Here is an 18,583-nt window from a genome sequence, read left to right on the forward strand (position 1 = left end):
GAGACGATCGCCTGTGCGCATAGTCTGAGCCGGTGGCGGCACAGGTGACGGGCTCCGGTGGATGGCGTGGCTGGCGGGCGGCGACGCAGGACGCGCTCTACGGGACGGACGGCTTCTACCGCCGCCCCGAGGGCCCGGCGGGCCACTTCCGCACGTCTGTGCACGCGTCCCCGCTCTTCGCCGGTGCGGTGGCCCGGCTGCTGTGCGAGGTGGACGAGGCGCTGGGCCGGCCCGCGTCGCTCGACTTCGTCGACATGGCCGCCGGACGCGGTGAGCTGGTCACCGCGGTGCTCGCCGCGCTCCCCGCCCACGTGGCGGCCCGCACACGCGCGTACGCCGTCGAGATCGCCGCCCGTCCGGCGGGCCTCGACCGTCGGGTCGAGTGGCTGCCCGAGCCGCCCCCGGAGGTCACCGGGCTGCTGTTCGCCAACGAGTGGCTGGACAACGTGCCCGTCGAGGTCGCCGAGGTCGACCCCGCCGGAACCGTACGCCGGGTGCTCGTCCGAGGCGACGGGGCAGAGCGGCTCGGCGAGCCGGTGTCCGGCGCGGAGGCGGAGTGGCTCGCGCGCTGGTGGCCCCTGGCCGGGGAGGAGGGGCTGCGGGCGGAGATCGGGCTGCCCCGGGACACCGCCTGGGCCTCCGCCGTCGCCCGTGTCCGGCGCGGGCTCGCCGTGGCCGTGGACTACGCGCACACGGCGGACGCCCGCCCTCCGTTCGGGACGCTCACGGGCTACCGGGAGGGCCGGGAGACGACTCCCGTGCCGGACGGCTCGTGCGACCTCACGACGCATGTCGCCCTGGACGCCTGTGCGCAGGCGGGCACACCGGCGCATTCGCCGTCCGCGCCCCGCCTGCTCTCCCAGCGGGAGGCGTTGCACGCCCTGGGTGTCACCGGCGCGCGCCCCCCGCTCGCGCTGGCCTCCACGGACCCCGCCGCGTACGTCCGCGCCCTCGCGAGCGCCGGCGAGGCGGCCGAACTCACCGCGGCGGGCGGCCTCGGCGACTTCGCCTGGCTGCTCCAGCCGGTCGGGATCGCCGACCCGCTCGCCCCGCCCCGCTGACACGCACGCCGGAGCGCTCGCCCCACCGCCACCGGCGCCGAGATGCCCCCGACTACTTGTCGATGTCCCCGACCACGAAGAACATCGACCCCAGGATCGCCACCATGTCCGCGACCAGCGTGCCCGGCAGCAGCTCGGTCAGCGCCTGGATGTTGTTGTACGAGGCCGAGCGCAGCTTCAGCCGGTACGGGGTCTTCTCGCCCTTGCTGACGAGGTAGTAGCCGTTGACCCCGAGGGGGTTCTCGGTCCACGCGTACGTGTGCCCTTCGGGCGCCTTGAGGACCTTGGGGAGCCGCTGGTTGACCGGTCCGGGCGGCAGCTCGGCGAGGCGGTCCAGACAGGCGTCCGCGAGGTCCAGCGCGACGTGCGTCTGCTCCAGGAGGCACTCGAAGCGGGCCAGGCAGTCGCCCTCCGTCCGGGTCACCGCCCTCAGCGTGTCCTGGAGCTCCCCGTACGCCAGGTAGGGCTCGTCGCGGCGCAGGTCGAAGTCGACGCCGGACGCGCGCGCGATGGGCCCGCTCACGCCGTACGCGTGCACGGCCCGCGAGGAGAGGACGCCCACGCCGCGTGTGCGTCCCCGGAAGATCTCGTTGCCCAGGACGAGGTCGTCGAAGACGTCCATGCGGGAGCGGACGGCGGCGACGGCCCCGCGCGCGCGGGAGGCCCACCCCGCCGGCAGGTCCTCCTTGAGGCCGCCGACCCGGTTGAACATGTAGTGCATGCGCCCGCCGGAGACCTCCTCCATCACGTTCTGGAGGACCTCGCGCTCGCGGAAGGCGTAGAAGACCGGCGTGATGCCGCCGAGCTCCAGCGGATAGGAGCCGAGGAACATCAGGTGGTTGAGCACCCGGTTCAGCTCCGCGAGGAGCGTGCGCGTCCACACCGCGCGCGGGGGCACCTCCATGCCGAGCATGCGCTCCACCGCGAGGACCACGCCCAGCTCGTTGGAGAACGCCGACAGCCAGTCGTGGCGGTTGGCCAGCATCACGATCTGGCGGTAGTCACGCGCCTCGAACAGCTTCTCCGCGCCCCGGTGCATGTAGCCGATCACCGGCTCCGCGTGCATGATGCGCTCGCCGTCCAGCACGAGCCGCAGCCGCAGGACGCCGTGCGTGGAGGGATGCTGCGGGCCGATGTTGAGCACCATGTCGGTGCTCTCCGCGGCGCCGCCGATCCCGACCGTGGTCTCCGTCGTAGGAGTCATGGCCCCAGTCTCCCCTACGTACGCTGGCCGCATGGAGACGGGGAGCCCGGCGGGCCCGGGGGGCGTGGAGACGGTGGGAGGCGGCGCGGCGTGGACCGGGCTGCCGCCCGGACTGCTGCGGATGCGGCGGCTTCTGCTGGTGTTGTGGCTGGGGCTCGCGACGGCCGGCGTCGGGGTGCCGCTCGGTCTGCTCGCCGGGCCCGCGTGGGCGGCGTTCGCGCTGCTGCCCCTGGCGGGCATCGGCTGGGGGTGGGTCGTGCTCGGCCGCAACTGGCGCTCCTGGCGCTACGCCGAGCGCGCCGACGACCTGCTGATCAGCCGGGGCGTGCTGTGGCGCGAGGAGACGGTCGTGCCGTACGGGCGGATGCAGCTCGTCGAGGTGACCTCCGGTCCTGTGGAGCGGTACTTCGGACTGGCCGGCGTCCAGTTGCACACGGCGGCCGCCTCGACGGACGCGAGGATCCCGGGGCTGGACCCGGCCGAGGCGGAACGGCTGCGTGACCGGCTCACCGAGCTCGGCGAGGCCCGATCGGCGGGACTGTGACGGCCCCGGGCGCCGACGGCGGCGTGGCCGACGCCACGCGGGCGCGGACCGTCGTCGAGCGCCGGCTGCACCCCGTGACGCCGTTCCGGCGCGCGTGGGCGCCCATCGCGGTGGTCGCCGGATGGGCGGTGCACGACCCGAACCAGGCCCAGCGGCAGCTGACGCGGCTCACCACGACGACCCTGCTGATCGCGCTCGCCGTCGTCATCCCCGCAGCGGCCCTGTACGGCTTCCTGAGCTGGTGGTTCACCCACTTCGCGGTGACCGACAGCGAACTGCGCATACGGACCGGCCTGGTGTTCCGGCGCACGGCGCACATCCGGCTGGAGCGCATCCAGGCCGTCGACGTCACCCGGCCGCTGTTCGCGCGGATCGCCGGCGTCGCCAAACTGCGGCTCGACGTGGTCGGCGCCGACAAGAAGGACGAACTCGCCTTCCTCGGCGAGGAGGAGGCGAGCGTGCTGCGGGCCGAACTGCTCGCGCGCGCGGCCGGCTTCGCCCCCGAGACGGCGCACGAGGTCGGCGAGGCCCCGGCGCGCGAGCTGTTGCGCGTGCCCACGCGCGAGCTGGCGATCGCGTTGGCGCTGACCGGCGCGACCTGGGGCGCGCTGATCGCCGCGCTCGTGGTGCTGCCGATGCTGTGGCTCGTCACCGAGAGCGTCTGGACGGTGCTGGCGACGGGTGTGCCGCTGCTCGGCGCGGCGGGCGCGCGCAGCGTGGGGCGGTTCGTCGCGGAGTTCGACTGGAGCGTCGGCGATTCACCGGACGGGCTGCGGATCGACCACGGTCTGCTGGACCGCGCGCACGAGACGGTGCCGCCCGGGCGGGTGCAGACGGTCCGGATCGTCGAGCCGCTGCTGTGGCGGCGCAGGGGGTGGGTGCGCGTCGAGCTGGCCGTGGCCGGCTCGACCAACTCCGTGCTCGTGCCGGTGGCCCCGCGCGAGGCCGCGGAGGCCGTCATCGCGCGCGTGCTGCCCGGCGTCGCCGTCCCCGACGCCGCCGCCCTGGCACGGCCGCCCCGCCGGGCCGGACGGTGCGTCCCGGTGTGGTGGCGGGGCTACGGGACGGCGGTCACCGACACGGTCTTCGCCTCCCGGCACGGGCTGCTGCGCCGGAGCCTGGCGCTCGTCCCGCACGCCAAGGTGCAGAGCGTGCGGCTCACGCAAGGGCCCTGGCAGCGGCTGTGGCGCGTCGCCGACGTGCGAGTGGACTCGGGGGCCGGGACGACCGTCACAGCGCGTCTGCGGGACGCGCGGGAGGCCGCGGAGCTGCTGCGCGGCCAGGCCGAACGGTCCCGGACCGGACGCCGTGACGCCCGGCCCGACCGGTGGATGGCCTAGTGCCCCGACAGGCACTAGGAGCTGTCGTGCAAGGCCTGTTCAGGAGACGGCGCTGCGCAGGCGGTGCAGGTCGATCTGCTCGGTCTCGTCGTGCACGGTCAGGTCGATCACCTGGCCGACGCGGCGCGAGTCGTCGGCCGGCTTGAACTCCGCCTCGGTCTCCGCCTTGTGCAGCGCGAGCGCCTCCTGGCCGACGACGTCGGCGAGGTCCTCGTTCTGCACGGCCTCCAGGGCGTCGGACGCCGCCGACTCCTTCGTGCCGAAGAAGTCGAACCCGCCCTCGGCCGTGGGCCGGCGTACCGGCTGCGACTCGGGAGCGACGGCCACGGCGGTGGGCACGGTGAAGTGACCGCCGGGACGCCGCGCGGGAGCGGCGGCGTGGGGCGCTTCCGGGGTGTCCGTGGCGTCCGTGCCGTCTGTTCCGTCCGTCGGGTTCGCGTCTGTGGCCTGCGTCCGCTCGGCGGCCTCTTCCGGCGCGGTTGCGGCCGTCGTCTGTGCCGGGGCCTCGTCCTCGTCGGCGTCCAGGGGTGGGGCGGCCGCGCGCGTGTGCTCGTCGACCGCCTCGGGCTTCCCCTCCGCCTCGTCCTCCCGCGCGGCCTCCTTGTCGCCGCCGGCCTTCGAGAAGGCGACCGAAGCGGGCTTGGCGTCGGCGGGTTCGGTGGAGTCGGCGGTGCCGGCGGACTTGGCCTCGGCCGGCTTGGCGGACTTGGTCCTGGCGGCCTCGGCCGGCTTGCCGGGCTTGGCCGGCCCGACGAGCTCGGTCGGCTCGGCGGGCTCGGTCGGCTCGGCGGACTTCACCGGCTCGGACACGGCGGGCCGAGCCGGCTCGGGCTGCGCGGACTCCGCGCGCTCGGGCCGGTCGGCGTCGAAGCGGGCGAGCGCGCTCAGCGCACGCAGGAACAGCTTGGAGCCGTCGGCGTTGAAGATCGCGGGAGCGTCGGCCTCGCCCTCACCGGACGCCCCGGAAGCGGATACGCCGGCGTTCAAGGCCTCAGCCGCCGAAGCCCCGTCGACCGGTCCCTCGGCGGGCGCGACGTCATCGACCGCGACGTCATCGAGCGCGGCCTCGGCCGAAGTCACCTCGGTCCCCGCGCCCTCGGCCGTCTCCGCAGCAGGCGCGGGCGGCAGGGCGTTCGACGGCGGCGCGGCTTCTATCTCCAGCAGGCGGCGGCCCTCCAGGGCGGTCGCCCGCTCGGTCTCGGCGGTGGCGTAGCGGCGCAGCAGCGCCGCGTGCTCGTTGCGCAGGCCGGCGAGTTCGGCGCGCTTGGCGCGCAGCCGCTGCTCCAGCTTCATCCGCAGCTCGCGCGACTCGTCGAGGTCGCTCTCCAACTCGGCGACGCGCTCCTCGAAGCGCCACTCGTCGCCCGCACGCGCGCGTGTGAGGTCGGCGACCTGCTTGCCGGCCTGGATGTCCCAACGGCGCATGACGATCGCGCCGATGACCGCCGTCGCCGCGGCGGCGGCGGCCAGACCTCGGAGCGCGAGGGGCTCCGTGAACACCCAGGGACCGAGGGCGCAGACGACGGAGACGCCTGCGATCGCCGACGGAGGAAGCAGCCTGTGCAAGGGCGGTGAATGGCGGTGACGTCCACGTGGCATGGCCAGAAACTTACCGCGCGTAGAGGATTGTTGGCGCCCCGCCCCGTAAAAACACAGCCGTTCCGAAGTCTTCACAGCGCATCGGCATTCAGCGCCGTCACGGAATTCGACGACAAACAAGATCGTTTCCGCTGGGCGGCCGCCACGGCCCCGGTGTCACGGGCTGCTCAGCCGTCCGCTGACCCACTCCAGGGTCGCCGGGATCTCCCTCCGCCAGGTGTTGAAGTTGTGTCCGCCGCTTTCGAGGATGATCGACGAGATCCTCGTCTTCTTCGTCGCCTTCACCATGTCGATGAACTTCATCGTGGGCTTGTAGTCGGATTCCCCGACCTTGCTGCTGGTGACGAGCAGCGAAGTGTCCGGCGCGGGCCGGTGCTTGATGAACCAGCGCAGATCGGCCTCGGCGCGGCGGGTCTTGTCGCCGTGGAAGAGGTCTCCGGTCGTCGGGTCGGACGGCGCGGTGTAGTACGGCGACAGGCCGGCGCCCGCCGCGAAGACGTCGGGGTGGTGCATCGCCAGCTTCAGAGCGCAGTAGCCGCCCGTGGAGTTGCCTATGACGCCCCATCTGCTGCCCGGCTTCTTGTTCACCCGGTAGTGCGCCGCCACCGCCTCCGGCAGGTCCTTGGCGAAGAACGACTCGGTCTGCGGCCCGCCCGGGATGTCCACGCACTCGGTGTCCCTCGGCGGCGCCACCGTCGGCCGCAGCATCACCAGGATCGTCGGCTCCATACGGCCGGCCTTGGCGAGCTCCCGCGCGGTACGCGGGTACTCCAGCTTGTCGACGAGCGCCTTGGCCGTGCCGGGGTAGCCCGTGAGGATGACGGCCGCGGGGAACGTACGCGTGCGCTGCTGCGGGTCGAAGTACTCCGGGGGCAGGTACACGAACGCGGGCGAGTTGATGCCCGTCGTCCGGCCCGCCACGGCGACCTGCTGGATCTGCCCGCTCGTGCTCGTCTGCCCCCCGCCCGCCAGGCGGCGCGTGTCGACGACGCGCAGCGGTCCCGTCGGACGGCCGTCCTCCGCGTGGTCGACGACGACGCCCTGGTCGTTCTCCTTCCCGAACAGGTCGGCCCAGCTGGCGTAGAAGCCGAACGCCTGGTTGGCGGCGAGACCCACCGCCGCGAAGAGCGCCACCTGCGTGGCGAGCAGCAGACCGACGCGCCCGGTGACGGCCCGCCAGCCGCGTCCCGCCAGCCGCGGCCACTGCCACACCGTGCCGGCGAACAGCAGTAGAGCGGCGGCGGCCGTCGTCCACAGCGTTGCGTTGCTCGTGAGACCCATGAGGTGTTCCTGCCTGCGCTCTCCGCCGGGGTTCCCGTCCGCCTCCGCTCCTGCGCGGGGGCTTTTCCCGGACTTTCCTTGGCCTTTTCGGCGGCTTTGACGAGGCGAGTGAACCTCTCTCCCCGAGACACCGTCCTAGAGGGCACAAAGTCGCCGGATGCCCGATCGGGCCCGGGTCTCCATGTCTCTCGCGGAACTACGGGATGCGATGTCTGTCAGGGAAGATGAGGAAATGTCGGGCGGGGTTCCGAGCAGGGTGCGCCGGCTGATCCGGGGCCCCCGCCCCGAGGCCGTGCCCGTCCTCGTCAGCAGGGCGTGCGCCCTCGTGGGTCTGCTGGACGTCGCCGCGGGCGTGTTCCCCCGGTTCCGGCACAGCAGGATGCACACCATCGCCGAGGTGCTGCCCGGCTCCTTCGGCCCGTTCGCGGCCGCCATGTCGCTCAGCGCGGGCGTCCTGCTGCTGCTGCTCGCGCACGGCCTCAAGCGCGGCAAGCGGCGCGCGTGGCGCGCGGCCGTCGTGCTCCTCCCCGCGGGCGCCGTCGCGCAGTTCACCTACCGGCACTCCGTCGTCGGCGCGCTGATCTCCCTGGCGCTGCTGATACCGCTGCTCGTCCACCGCGACCAGTTCGCCGCGCTGCCCGACCCGCGCAGCCGTTGGCGCGCGCTCGCCAACTTCGTCCTCATGGGCGCGGGTTCGCTCATGCTGGGCATGGTCATCGTCAGCGCCCACCCCGGCCGTCTGATCGGCGACCCCAGCCTGGCCGACCGCATCACCCACGTGTTGTACGGCCTGTTCGGCTTCGAGGGCCCCGTCGACTACCAGGGCAACACCTCCTGGACGGTCGCCTTCTCCCTGGGCGCCCTCGGCTGGATCACCGCGGTCACCACCATCTACCTCGCCTTCCGGCCCGAGCACCCGGCGGCCCGCCTCACCGAGGAGGACGAGTCCCGGCTGCGCGGCCTGCTGGCCAAGCACGGCAGCCGCGACTCCCTCGGCCACTTCGCGCTGCGCCGCGACAAGGCCGTCGTGTTCTCCCCCAGCGGCAAGGCCGCCGTGACCTACCGCGTCGTCTCCGGCGTGATGCTCGCCAGCGGCGACCCCATCGGCGACGTCGAGGCCTGGCCCGGCGCCATCGAGCGCTTCATGGACGAGGCCAAGGCCCACTCCTGGACCCCCGCCGTCATGGGCTGCTCGGAGACGGGCGGCGAGGTGTGGACCCGCGAGACCGGACTCGACGCCCTGGAGCTGGGCGACGAGGCGGTGGTGGACGTGGCGGATTTCTCGCTCGCCGGCCGCGCGATGCGCAACGTGCGCCAGATGGTCAAGCGCATCGAGCGCGCCGGTTACGAGACCCGGGTCCGTCGTGTCCGTGACCTCGGCGAAGCCGAACTGGAGCGCATCCGGCGCGCCGCCGAGGACTGGCGTGGCACCGACACCGAGCGCGGCTTCTCCATGGCCCTCGGCCGGATCGGCGACCCCGCCGACGGCGACTGCCTCATCGCCACCGCCCACAAGGCCGACGCCGAGCCGGGCGAGTACGGCGACCTGAAGGCGATCCTGCACTTCGTGCCCTGGGGCACGGACGGCGCCTCCCTAGACCTGATGCGCCGCGACCGCTCGGCCGACCCGGGCATGAACGAACTGCTGATCGTCGCCGCCCTCCAGGCCGCGCCGAAGTTCGCCATCGCGCGCGTGTCCCTCAACTTCGCCATGTTCCGCTCGGCGCTGGCACGGGGCGAGAAGATCGGCGCGGGTCCGGTGCTGCGCGCCTGGCGCGGACTGCTGGTGTTCCTCTCGCGCTGGTTCCAGATCGAGTCGCTGTACAAGTTCAACGCCAAGTTCCAGCCGCGCTGGGAGCCCCGCTTCGTGGTCTACCGGGCCTCCGCCGACCTGCCCCGCATCGGCTTCGCCGCCATGCAGGCCGAGGGCTTCGTCACCCTGGCCCTCCCCCTGCCGCGCTTCCTGCGCCGCCGCACCGCCACCCCGCGCGCGTGCGCGCACGTCGTGGCGGACCGGGTGCGCGAACGGGACATGCGGGCCGCGTAGCCGCCCTGCGCCCAGGACCCGGCCCGGCCGGACCGCCCCACCCGGGGCGTCCGACCGGGCCGCGCACCGTCCCGGCGCCCCGCTGGGCCTACGCTGAACGTATGAGCAAGCAGAGCGGACGCGGGCACGTCGACGGCCTTCCCGAGTGGGACCGCTGCGCGGTCATGGGCGTCGTCAACGTGACCCCCGACTCCTTCTCCGACGGCGGCCGCTTCTTCGACACGACGACCGCCGTCAAGCACGGCCTCCACCTGGTCGCCGAGGGCGCCGACCTCGTCGACGTGGGCGGCGAGTCCACCCGCCCCGGAGCGGCCCGTGTGGACGAGGCGGAGGAGCTGCGCCGTGTCGTGCCCGTCGTCCGCGGGCTCGCCTCCGAGGGAGTCGTCGTGTCCGTCGACACCATGCGCGCCTCCGTCGCCGCCCGGGCCCTCGCCGCCGGCGCCGCCCTGGTCAACGACGTCAGCGGCGGACTGGCCGACCCCGAGATGATCCCGGTCGTCGCCGACGCGGGCGCCCCCTTCGTCGTCATGCACTGGCGCGGCTTCCTGGAGGGCGGCAACGTCCGGGGCGTCTACGAGGACGTCGTCCGCGAAGTCGTCGACGAACTGCACGCGCGTGTGGACGCCGTCGTCGCCGGCGGCGTCTCCCCCGACCGCGTCGTCATCGACCCCGGCCTCGGCTTCTCCAAGGAGGCCGACCACGATCTGTCGCTGCTGGCCTGCCTGGACCGTCTGCACGCCTTCGGCCGCCCTGTGCTCGTCGCCGCCTCCCGCAAGCGCTTCCTCGGCCGTGTGCTGGCCGGCCCGCAGGGCGCTCCGCCCCCCGCGCGCGAACGCGACGCCGCCACCGCCGCCGTCTCCGCCCTCGCGGCGCACGCGGGCGCGTGGGCGGTCCGCGTGCACGCGGTACGCGCGACCGCCGACGCCGTGCGGGTCGCGCGCGCCGTGGAGGGAGCGCGCGCAGCGGAGGGAGCGCGCACGCACCACCGCGCGACCGGCCAGGACACCCCCCGCGCCGGCGCAGAGGGAGCCCTGTGAGCGCCCCGCACACGGACGTCGAGCAGGTCGAGGCCGCCAACACCGCCTTCTACGAGGCGCTGGAGCGCGGCGATTTCGAGTCGGTGTCCTCGTTCTGGCTCACACCCGCCGACCTCGGCGTCGACGAGGAGTACCACGACCCGGCGGACACCGGCGTGGTCTCCTGCGTGCACCCCGGCTGGCCCGTGCTCACCGGGCGCGGCGAGGTGCTCCGGTCGTACGCGCTGATCATGGCGAACACCGACTACATCCAGTTCTTCCTCACCGACGTGCACGTGTCCGTGACCGGCGACACCGCCCTGGTGACCTGCACCGAGAACATCCTCAGCGGCGGTCCCGCACCGGAGGAGGGCGAGGAGCTGGGGCCGCTCGTGGGCCAGTTGGTGGTCGCCACGAACGTCTTCCGCCGCACGTCCGACGGCTGGAAGCTGTGGTCGCACCACGCCTCCCCGGTGCTGGCCGAAGCCGACGACGACGAGGGCCCGGACAACGGCGAGAACGACGAGGACGGCGAGAGCGGCAACGGCGGCGGCGAGACCCTCGCTTGAGTCGGCGGGCGGTCCTCCACGACGCCGGTCAGGACGCCGAAGGGACCAAGAAGTGGTTGGAATCACGAACTCGCGGGTAGGGGCGGCTATCAGCCCGTGAGCCACCGGCCTCCCCAGGGGAAACGCACGGTGAACCTCTGACGTCCGGTCCGGTGCCGAGGGTCCCCGTGGCCCGGCGATGTCAGTGCTCGCGGGTAGATTCGTCCGAGGCCGGTGTGACGCCCGCACACGGACGAACCGGCCGTCACCGACGATTGCAGGAGGATTCGCGTGGATCGTGTCGCGCTGCGCGGCCTGAAGGCCCGCGGGTACCACGGCGTGTTCCCCAGGGAACGCGAAGAGGGCCAGACCTTCATCGTGGACCTCGCCCTCGGCTTGGACACCCGTCCGGCCGCGGCCGACGACGACCTGGCGAAGACCGTGCACTACGGCATCGTGGCTGAGGAAGTCGTCGCCGTCGTCGAGGGTGATCCCGTCGACCTCGTCGAGACGCTCGCCGAGCGCATCGCCCAGGCCTGCCTGAAGCACGAAGGGGTCCAGGAGGTCGAGGTCTGCGTCCACAAGCCGGACGCGCCGATCACGGTCCCCTTCGACGACGTGACCGTCACCATCACCCGGAGCCGAGCATGACCGCGTCCTTCACCGAGGGTCACAGCGACCCGACCGTACAGCCGGTACCGGCCTCCGTCGTCGAGAAGGTCGACGCCGCCGACACCACGCTCCACAACCCGAAACGGGCCGTCGTCGCCATCGGCTCCAACCTCGGCAACCGCCTGGAGACCCTCCAGGGAGCCATCGACGCCCTGGAGGACACCCCGGGCGTGCGGGTGAAGGCCGTCTCCCCGGTGTACGAGACGGAGCCGTGGGGCGTCGAGCCCGGCAGCCAGCCGCCCTACTTCAACGCCGTCGTCGTGCTGAAGACGACCCTGCCCCCGTCCTCGCTGCTGGAGCGGGCGCACGCGGTCGAGGAGGCCTTCCACCGCGTGCGCGACGAGCGCTGGGGCGCGCGCACGCTGGACGTCGACATCGTCGCGTACGCCGACGTCGTCTCCGACGACCCGCACCTGACGCTCCCGCACCCCCGCGCCCACGAACGGGCCTTCGTCCTCGCGCCGTGGCACGACGTGGACCCCGAGGCCCGCGTCCCCGGCCGGGGTGCGGTCGCCGACCTCCTCGACGCGGTCACCCGCGAGGGTGTGGAAGCACGGGCGGACCTGGAACTCAGGCTGCCCGAGTAGTCGTTAAGGTCGACGACGGCCGCGACGACCACAGCCCGTGGGATCCGGGGGAACCGAAGGGACACCGTGAGAGAGCTGCGCATCAGGACGCTGGTCGGCGTCTTCCTCGTCGCCGGCGTCCTGTCCTGGGCGGGCGCCCGCCTGTGGAACTCGCTCGGGACGCTCCCCAGCGTCCCGCTGGCGGCGCCCATCGCGCTCGCCGTGATCGCCGTGATCCTGCTGGCCACGGCGCTCTCCCTGCGCGCCCGCCTCAAGGCGCAGCGCGAGCGCCGTCCCGAGGCCAAGGGCGTCGACCCCCTGATGGCGGCGCGCGCCGTCGTCTTCGGCCACGCCAGCGCGCTGGTGGCCGCCCTCGTCGCCGGCATGTACGGCGGCACCGGCGTCTTCCTGCTGGAGTCCCTGGACATGCCCGCCCGCCGCGACCAGGCGGTCTACGCCGCCTTCTCCGTCGTGGCCGGCATCGCCGTCATAGCGGCGGCCATCTTCCTGGAGCGGGTCTGCAAGCTCCCCGAGGACGACGACGACAACACGGGAGCCGCCTCCACGGCGTGACGGCCGCCGGGACGGCCGTGGCCGTCGCTGGGCGCGTCGGCGTCAGCGCGCCATGATCAGGCTCATGGCCTCGTTACGGGTCGCAGGATCGCGCAGCTGACCGCGGACCGCCGACGTTATGGTCTTCGCCCCGGGCTTGCGCACCCCCCGCATCGACATGCACATGTGCTCGCACTCCATGACGACGATCACTCCCCGGGGTTCCAGGATCTCCATCAGGGAGTCGGCGACCTGCGTGGTGAGCCGTTCCTGCACCTGCGGACGCCGGGCGTAGACGTCCACGAGCCGGGCCAGCTTCGAGAGCCCCGTGATCTTGCCTTCGGCGGACGGGATGTAGCCGACATGGGCGAACCCGACGAAGGGGACCAGATGATGCTCGCAGCTGCTCAGGACCTCGATGTCCTTCACGAGCACCATCTCGTCGTGCCCCAGGTCGAACGTGGTCGTCAGCACGTCCTCCGGCCGCTGCCACAGCCCCGCGAAGATCTCCTTGTAAGCCCGCGCGACCCGGGCCGGCGTCTCACGCAGGCCCTCCCGGTCCGGGTCCTCGCCGACTGCGAGCAGCAGCTCTCGTACGGCGTTCTCGGCGCGCTTCGCGTCGAACGCGCCGATCGGGCCCTCGCCGGCCAGCGTCACGGGGTCGGTCATCTGCTGTCTCGTTCCTGTGCGGTTCGCGCGCGTGGGTCACGCGCCTGAGCTGCGGGCATGCGGAAACGCCGCGCCCCCCAAGGCTAGAACCTCGGGGGGCGCGGCATCCATTCCGGGCGGAGCGTCAGTTTTCGGGACGCTCCTCAGGGGCCGGCTCGGCCACCGTGGCCGGATCCGACGCGGTGGACTTGGCGGTGCTGATCGCCGGCGACGCGCCGTTCGCGCCGTTCGTCAGTGCGAGCTCCTTGGGGGAGAGCACCGGCGGACGGGTGGACGGTGTGCGCCGCGAGGAGCCCGTCCAGGCGGGCCGCGGCGGGCGCTTGACGATGGGGGCGAAGATCTCGGCGATCTCCTCCTTGCCCAGCGTCTCCCGCTCCAGCAGCTGGAGCACGAGGTTGTCGAGGACGTCGCGGTTCTCGACCAGGATCTCCCAGGCCTCGTTGTGCGCGTTCTCGATGAGCTTCTTGACTTCCTCGTCCACCAGCGCGGCGACCTCTTCCGAGTAGTCGCGCTGGTGAGCCATCTCACGGCCGAGGAAGGGCTCGGTGTTGTCGCCGCCGAACTTGATGGCGCCGAGCCGCTCGGTCATGCCGTACTGGGTGACCATCGCGCGGGCCGTGGCGGTGGCCTTCTCGATGTCGTTCGCGGCGCCCGTGGTCGGGTCGTGGAAGACCAGTTCCTCGGCCGCCCGGCCGCCCAGCATGTAGGCGAGCTGGTCGAGCATCTCGTTGCGGGTGGTCGAGTACTTGTCCTCGTCCGGGAGCACCATCGTGTAACCGAGGGCGCGGCCCCGGGACAGGATGGTGATCTTGTGGACCGGGTCGGAGTTGGGGGAAGCCGCCGCGACCAGGGCGTGTCCGCCCTCGTGGTACGCGGTGATCTTCTTCTCCTTGTCCGACATGATCCGGGTCCGCTTCTGCGGGCCCGCCACGACGCGGTCGATGGCCTCGTCCAGCATCTGGTTGTCGATCAGCTTCTTGTCGCTGCGCGCCGTGAGGAGCGCTGCTTCGTTCAGCACGTTCGACAGGTCGGCGCCCGTGAAGCCGGGCGTGCGGCGGGCGACGGCCGACAGGTCGACGTCGGGCGCGACCGGCTTGCCCTTCTGGTGGACCTTGAGGATCTCCAGACGGCCCTGCATGTCCGGGCGGTCGACCGCGATCTGGCGGTCGAAACGGCCGGGGCGCAGGAGGGCCGGGTCGAGGATGTCGGGCCGGTTCGTCGCGGCGATGAGGATCACGCCGCCCTTGACGTCGAAGCCGTCCATCTCGACGAGCAGCTGGTTCAGCGTCTGCTCGCGCTCGTCGTGACCGCCGCCGAGGCCGGCGCCGCGGTGGCGGCCGACCGCGTCGATCTCGTCGACGAAGACGATCGCCGGGGCGTTCGCCTTGGCCTGCTCGAAGAGGTCGCGCACCCGGGAGGCGCCGACGCCGACGAACATCTCGACGAAGTCGGAACCGGAGATCGAGTAGAAGGGGACGCCCGCCTCGCCGGCGACGGCGCGCGCGAGCAGGGTCTTGCCGGTGCCGGGAGGCCCGTAGAGCAGAACGCCCTTGGGGATCTTGGCGCCGACGGCCTGGAACTTCGCAGGCTCCTGCAGGAACTCCTTGATCTCGTGCAGTTCCTCGACGGCCTCGTCCGAACCGGCGACGTCGGAGAACGTCGTCTTCGGAGTGTCCTTGGTGATGAGCTTGGCCTTGGACTTGCCGAAGTTCATGACCCGGGAGCCGCCGCCCTGCATCTGATTCATCAGGAACAGGAAGACGACGACGATGAGGACGAAGGGGAGCAGCGTGAGCAGGATGCCCACGATCGGGTTCTGCTTGGACGGCGACACTGTGTAGCCGTCCGGGATCTGCTTGTCCTGGTACTTGGTCTGCAGCGTGTTGGCGATGGTCACGCCCTGGTCGCCGATGTAGCTGGCCTGGACCTTGGAGCTGCCCTCGACCTTCTCGCCGTCCTTGAGGGTGATCTTGACGATCTGATCGTCACCGGTGGTCAGCTTGGCCGACTCGACCTTGTTGTCGTTGATCGCTGCCACGACCTGGCCGGTGTCCACCGTCTTGTAGCCGCCGGACGAGCCGACGACCTGCATCAACACGACCACGGCAAGGACGGCCAGCACGATCCACATGACCGGCCCACGGAAGTATCGCTTCACGTCCATCCATACGGAGCGGAGCCGCCCCGTCCCTCCTGCCATAGTGAGTTTGATAAGACAGTTCTTCTGACGGTACCCCAGCATTGTCGCGCGAAGCCGCACTGGAAGGTCGGCGTACCCGTCTGCAAGCTCCAACGGTGCTGGACCCGCTGGGGTTCCCGGTCGTGCCGCGGGGCTTGGGCCGTCTGGTCACCGCACCCCGCCCGTACGGCTCAACCGCCGTAGACGTGGGGCGCGAGCGTACCGACGAACGGGAGGTTGCGGTACTTCTCGGCGTAGTCGAGGCCGTAGCCGACGACGAACTCGTTGGGGATGTCGAAGCCGACCCACTCGACGTCGATGGCGACCTTCGCGGCCTCGGGCTTGCGCAGCAGCGTGCACACCTTGAGGGAGGCGGGCTCGCGCGAGCCGAGGTTGGACAGCAGCCAGGACAGGGTCAGGCCGGAGTCGATGATGTCCTCGACGATGAGGACGTGCCGGCCCTTGATGTCGGTGTCGAGGTCCTTGAGGATCCGCACCACACCGGAGGACTGGGTGCCCGCGCCGTAGGAGGACACGGCCATCCAGTCCATGGTGACGGGGGTGGACAGCGCCCGGGCGAGGTCGGCCATGACCATTACCGCGCCCTTGAGGACGCCGACGATGAGCAGGTCCTTGCCCGCGTACTCCGCGTCGATCTTCGCCGCCAGCTCGGCGAGCTTGGCGTCGATCTCTTCCTTGGTGATGAGCACCTTCTTGAGGTCGGCACCCATGTCTTTCGCGTCCACCCGCATCACTTTCGGTCGTCCCACCGGCCGGCCGCCCCTCCACGCGGTGCCGGAGGGGTCCGGATTCAGCCTTGCCGAATCACCAGTCTGCCACCCTGGCGCTGGGCCACGACTTTGCCGGGGAGATTGATGGCGCCCTGCCCGCGCCAGCCGGTGATCAGCCGGTCGATCTCCTCGATGTGCCGGGCGAAGAGCGAGCCGGCCGGCGCGCCCGCGTCGATGGCTGCGCGGCGCAGGATGCGCCGTCGTACGGCGGGCGGCAGGGCGTAGAGCTTGGCGCACTCCAGCAGGCCCGTCGCGTCCCGTACGGAGGTCTCGGCCTGGCCGGCCCAGGCGTCGAGGGCGTCGGCGTCGTCGCGGGAGAGCTGGGCCGTCCGGGCGAGGGCTTCGACGACGCCCTTGCCGAGGGCCTTCTCCAGCGCGGGCAGGCCCTCGTGGCGCAGCCGGGAGCGCGTGTAGGCCGGGTCGGTGTTGTGCGGGTCGTCCCAGACCGGCAGGGACTGGGCCATGCAGGCCTTGCGGGCGGTCTGCCGGTCGAGGGCGAGGAAGGGGCGCCGGTAGCGGCCGCCGGCCCCCGAGACCGCGGCCATCCCGGACAGGGAGCGGATGCCGGAGCCGCGGGCGAGGCCGAGGAGGACGGTCTCCGCCTGGTCGTCGCGGGTGTGGCCGAGCAGGACCGCGGCGGCGCCGTGGCGTTCGGCGACGGCGTCCAGGGCGGCGTAGCGTGCGTCGCGGGCGGCCGCCTCGGGGCCGCCCTGCCGCCCGACGGTGACGGCGATGGCCTCGACGGGATCGAGGCCGAGTTCGCGAAGCCGCAGGACGACTTCGTCGGCCCGCTGGTCGGAGCCGGCCTGGAGACCGTGGTCGACGGTGACGCCGCCGGCGCGGATGCCCAGCTTGGGGGCTTCGAAGGCGAGGGCGGAGGCGAGCGCCATGGAGTCGGCGCCGCCGGAGCACGCGACGAGCACGAGCGGCGGGCGCGGGCGCTCGTGCGGTGGGGCGTCGGAGCCGCGAGGGGCCTCGGCGGGGGCCGGGGCTCCGGGGGCGCCGGTGTGGTCGTTGAGGATGTCGTGGAGGACGCGGCGGACCGCCAGGCGTATCGCCGCGACCGCAGGATGGGGACCCATGTCCGGTTCCCTTCAATGAAGTTGTCGGGGGTGAGCCCGAGTCCGGTCACGCAGAGTGTGTAGATGGTGACAGAACCGGGCCGCTCCCCGAGCATTGCACGCCTACGAGAGGCTCACGGTCCCTCGGACGGGTGATTGCGAGGGCGTTCGCCTGCCGTTCGGCGTTCTCACGTCACGCCGGGTCGGCCTTGCGGTGCACCCGGGCGACCCAGTCCGCCGGTTTGGCGATCTCGGCCTTGGTGGGGAGCGTGTTGGGGGAGGTCCACACCCGGTTGAAGCCGTCCATGCCGACCTGGTCGACGACGGCCCGCACGAAGCGTTCGCCGTCCTTGTACTGCCGGAGCTTGGCGTCCAGGCCGAGGAGCTTGCGCAGGGCCATGTCCAGGCGGGAGGCGCCCTTGGCGCGGCGCTGCTGGAACTTCTCGCGGATCTCGGCCACGGTCGGCACGACGTCCGGTCCCACGCCGTCCATGACGAAGTCGGCGTGACCCTCCAGGAGGGACATCACGGCGGTGAGGCGGGCGAGGATCTCGCGCTGGGCGGGGCTCTGGACGAGTTCGACGAGAGAGTGCCCGCCGTCGTCCTCCTCGCCCTCGGGGCGGCCGCCGGCGAGGGACTGGGCGGCCTCACGGACGCGTTCCAGGAAGGTCATGGGGTCGACGTCGGTCTCCGCCAGGAACGACTGGATCTCGCCCTCGAGGTGGTCGCGCAGCCAGGGCACCGCGGAGAACTGGGTGCGGTGGGTCTCCTCGTGCAGGCACACCCAGAGGCGGAAGTCGTGCGGGTCGACGTCGAGTTCGCGCTCGACGTGCACGATGTTCGGCGCCACGAGGAGGAGCCGGCCCGCGCCGTTGCCGCCGGGGAGTTCGCGGGCGGCGGGCGCGAAGGTCTCGTACTGGCCGAGGACGCGGGAGGCCAGGAACGAGAGCAGCATGCCCAGTTCGACGCCGGTGACCTTGCCGCCGACGGCGCTGAGGACGGTGCCGCCGGCGCCGCCGCCACGGCGTTCCTGCATCTTCTCCAGGAGGGGCTTGAGGATCTCGCGGAAGCCGGCGACGTTCGCCCGGACCCAGCCGGGGCGGTCGACGACGAGGACGGGGGTGTCGTGGGTCTCCTCGGTGCCCAGACCGGTGAAGCCCCGGACGTGCCCCTCCGAGGCCTTGGCGTGCCGGCGCAACTCGGCGACGACGGCCCGGGCCTCGTCCCGGCTCACGTCGGGCCCCGGCCGCACGAGCCGCGTCGCGGTCGCCACCGCGAGATCCCAGTCGACCATCCCGGAAGAGGCACCACCGATGCTCGTCATGTGTCAACCGTACGTGAGGCCCGCGACCACGGGCAGAGCGCGAAGCCCCCTCGGCGGTCCCGGCGTGCTGTGATCCGGGCGGCGGCCCGGCGGGTGGTCCTCGCGAGCCCGCCCGAGCCGATCGGTCCG

17 protein-coding genes are annotated in these 18,583 nt (G+C 72.4%); 9 read left to right on the top strand and 8 right to left on the bottom strand.

Translation table 11 applies throughout. The annotated features are described in order from the left end of the window. Window positions 1-32: 32 nt before the first annotated feature. Complete coding sequence (locus tag EV567_RS10130; protein WP_130438398.1) at window positions 33-1,061, top strand: SAM-dependent methyltransferase; 1,029 nt, start codon at window positions 33-35, stop codon at window positions 1,059-1,061. Between the two features lie 52 nt (window positions 1,062-1,113). Here EV567_RS10130 and EV567_RS10135 read toward each other — a convergent pair whose 3' ends face one another. Continuing rightward, window positions 1,114-2,265: an NADH-quinone oxidoreductase subunit D gene (locus EV567_RS10135; RefSeq protein WP_130438400.1), complete on the bottom strand. Its 1,152-nt coding sequence runs from the start codon at window positions 2,263-2,265 to the stop codon at window positions 1,114-1,116. A gap of 31 nt (window positions 2,266-2,296) precedes the next feature. On the opposite strand from EV567_RS10135, the gene EV567_RS10140 reads away from it, so the two are divergent. Both EV567_RS10140 and EV567_RS10145 read left to right on the top strand, forming a co-directional pair. Then, window positions 2,297-2,809, top strand: coding sequence for a PH domain-containing protein (locus tag EV567_RS10140; protein ID WP_130438402.1), 513 nt, complete (start codon window positions 2,297-2,299; stop codon window positions 2,807-2,809). Next, window positions 2,806-4,149 carry a PH domain-containing protein gene (locus tag EV567_RS10145; protein WP_130438404.1) on the top strand — a complete coding sequence of 448 codons (1,344 nt, stop codon included), beginning with the start codon at window positions 2,806-2,808 and terminating at the stop codon, window positions 4,147-4,149. The genes EV567_RS10140 and EV567_RS10145 overlap by 4 nt, the downstream gene beginning before the upstream one ends. Window positions 4,150-4,188: 39 nt before the next feature. Here EV567_RS10145 and EV567_RS10150 read toward each other — a convergent pair whose 3' ends face one another. Together EV567_RS10150 and EV567_RS10155 are read right to left on the bottom strand one after the other, a co-directional pair. Continuing rightward, window positions 4,189-5,748 carry a hypothetical protein gene (locus EV567_RS10150; protein ID WP_130438406.1) on the bottom strand — a complete coding sequence of 520 codons (1,560 nt, stop codon included), beginning with the start codon at window positions 5,746-5,748 and terminating at the stop codon, window positions 4,189-4,191. Window positions 5,749-5,904: 156 nt separating this feature from the next. Beyond that, complete coding sequence (locus tag EV567_RS10155; RefSeq protein WP_130438408.1) at window positions 5,905-7,029, bottom strand: esterase family protein; 1,125 nt, start codon at window positions 7,027-7,029, stop codon at window positions 5,905-5,907. A gap of 232 nt (window positions 7,030-7,261) precedes the next feature. On the opposite strand from EV567_RS10155, the gene EV567_RS10160 reads away from it, so the two are divergent. From EV567_RS10160 to EV567_RS10185, 6 genes are all read left to right on the top strand, one after another. After that, entirely contained in the window at window positions 7,262-9,076 is a 1,815-nt protein-coding gene (locus EV567_RS10160; protein WP_130438410.1) for a phosphatidylglycerol lysyltransferase domain-containing protein, read from the top strand. 101 nt (window positions 9,077-9,177) lie between these two features. Then, window positions 9,178-10,113 (top strand): dihydropteroate synthase, encoded by a 936-nt coding sequence (folP, locus tag EV567_RS10165; RefSeq protein ID WP_130438412.1) that lies wholly within the window; start codon window positions 9,178-9,180, stop codon window positions 10,111-10,113. After that, window positions 10,110-10,661 (top strand): nuclear transport factor 2 family protein, encoded by a 552-nt coding sequence (locus EV567_RS10170; protein ID WP_130438414.1) that lies wholly within the window; start codon window positions 10,110-10,112, stop codon window positions 10,659-10,661. The genes folP and EV567_RS10170 overlap by 4 nt, the downstream gene beginning before the upstream one ends. A gap of 270 nt (window positions 10,662-10,931) precedes the next feature. Further along, window positions 10,932-11,291, top strand: coding sequence for a dihydroneopterin aldolase (folB, locus tag EV567_RS10175; protein WP_130438416.1), 360 nt, complete (start codon window positions 10,932-10,934; stop codon window positions 11,289-11,291). Then, a complete protein-coding gene (gene folK, locus EV567_RS10180) occupies window positions 11,288-11,899 on the top strand; it encodes a 2-amino-4-hydroxy-6-hydroxymethyldihydropteridine diphosphokinase (protein WP_130438418.1) in 612 nt (203 codons plus the stop codon). Before folB ends, folK begins: the two co-directional genes overlap by 4 nt. A gap of 66 nt (window positions 11,900-11,965) precedes the next feature. Next, window positions 11,966-12,451, top strand: coding sequence for a DUF3180 domain-containing protein (locus tag EV567_RS10185; RefSeq protein ID WP_130438420.1), 486 nt, complete (start codon window positions 11,966-11,968; stop codon window positions 12,449-12,451). 42 nt (window positions 12,452-12,493) lie between these two features. On the opposite strand, the gene folE is transcribed toward EV567_RS10185, so the two are convergent. From folE to EV567_RS10210, 5 genes are all read right to left on the bottom strand, one after another. After that, window positions 12,494-13,099, bottom strand: coding sequence for a GTP cyclohydrolase I FolE (gene folE / locus EV567_RS10190; protein ID WP_130438422.1), 606 nt, complete (start codon window positions 13,097-13,099; stop codon window positions 12,494-12,496). A 124-nt stretch (window positions 13,100-13,223) separates the two neighbouring features. Then, window positions 13,224-15,263: an ATP-dependent zinc metalloprotease FtsH gene (gene ftsH, locus EV567_RS10195; RefSeq protein WP_130438424.1), complete on the bottom strand. Its 2,040-nt coding sequence runs from the start codon at window positions 15,261-15,263 to the stop codon at window positions 13,224-13,226. Between the two features lie 206 nt (window positions 15,264-15,469). Beyond that, entirely contained in the window at window positions 15,470-16,030 is a 561-nt protein-coding gene (gene hpt, locus EV567_RS10200; protein ID WP_130439488.1) for a hypoxanthine phosphoribosyltransferase, read from the bottom strand. A 59-nt stretch (window positions 16,031-16,089) separates the two neighbouring features. Beyond that, a complete protein-coding gene (gene tilS / locus EV567_RS10205) occupies window positions 16,090-17,151 on the bottom strand; it encodes a tRNA lysidine(34) synthetase TilS (protein ID WP_130438426.1) in 1,062 nt (353 codons plus the stop codon). A 172-nt stretch (window positions 17,152-17,323) separates the two neighbouring features. After that, the gene (locus tag EV567_RS10210) at window positions 17,324-18,454 is read right to left on the bottom strand and encodes a zinc-dependent metalloprotease (protein ID WP_130438428.1); all 1,131 of its coding nucleotides are present in this window, start codon (window positions 18,452-18,454) and stop codon (window positions 17,324-17,326) included. Between the last annotated feature and the right edge of the window lie 129 nt (window positions 18,455-18,583).

Source organism: Streptomyces sp. BK239 (assembly GCF_004217285.1).
Lineage (GTDB): Bacteria > Actinomycetota > Actinomycetes > Streptomycetales > Streptomycetaceae > Streptomyces.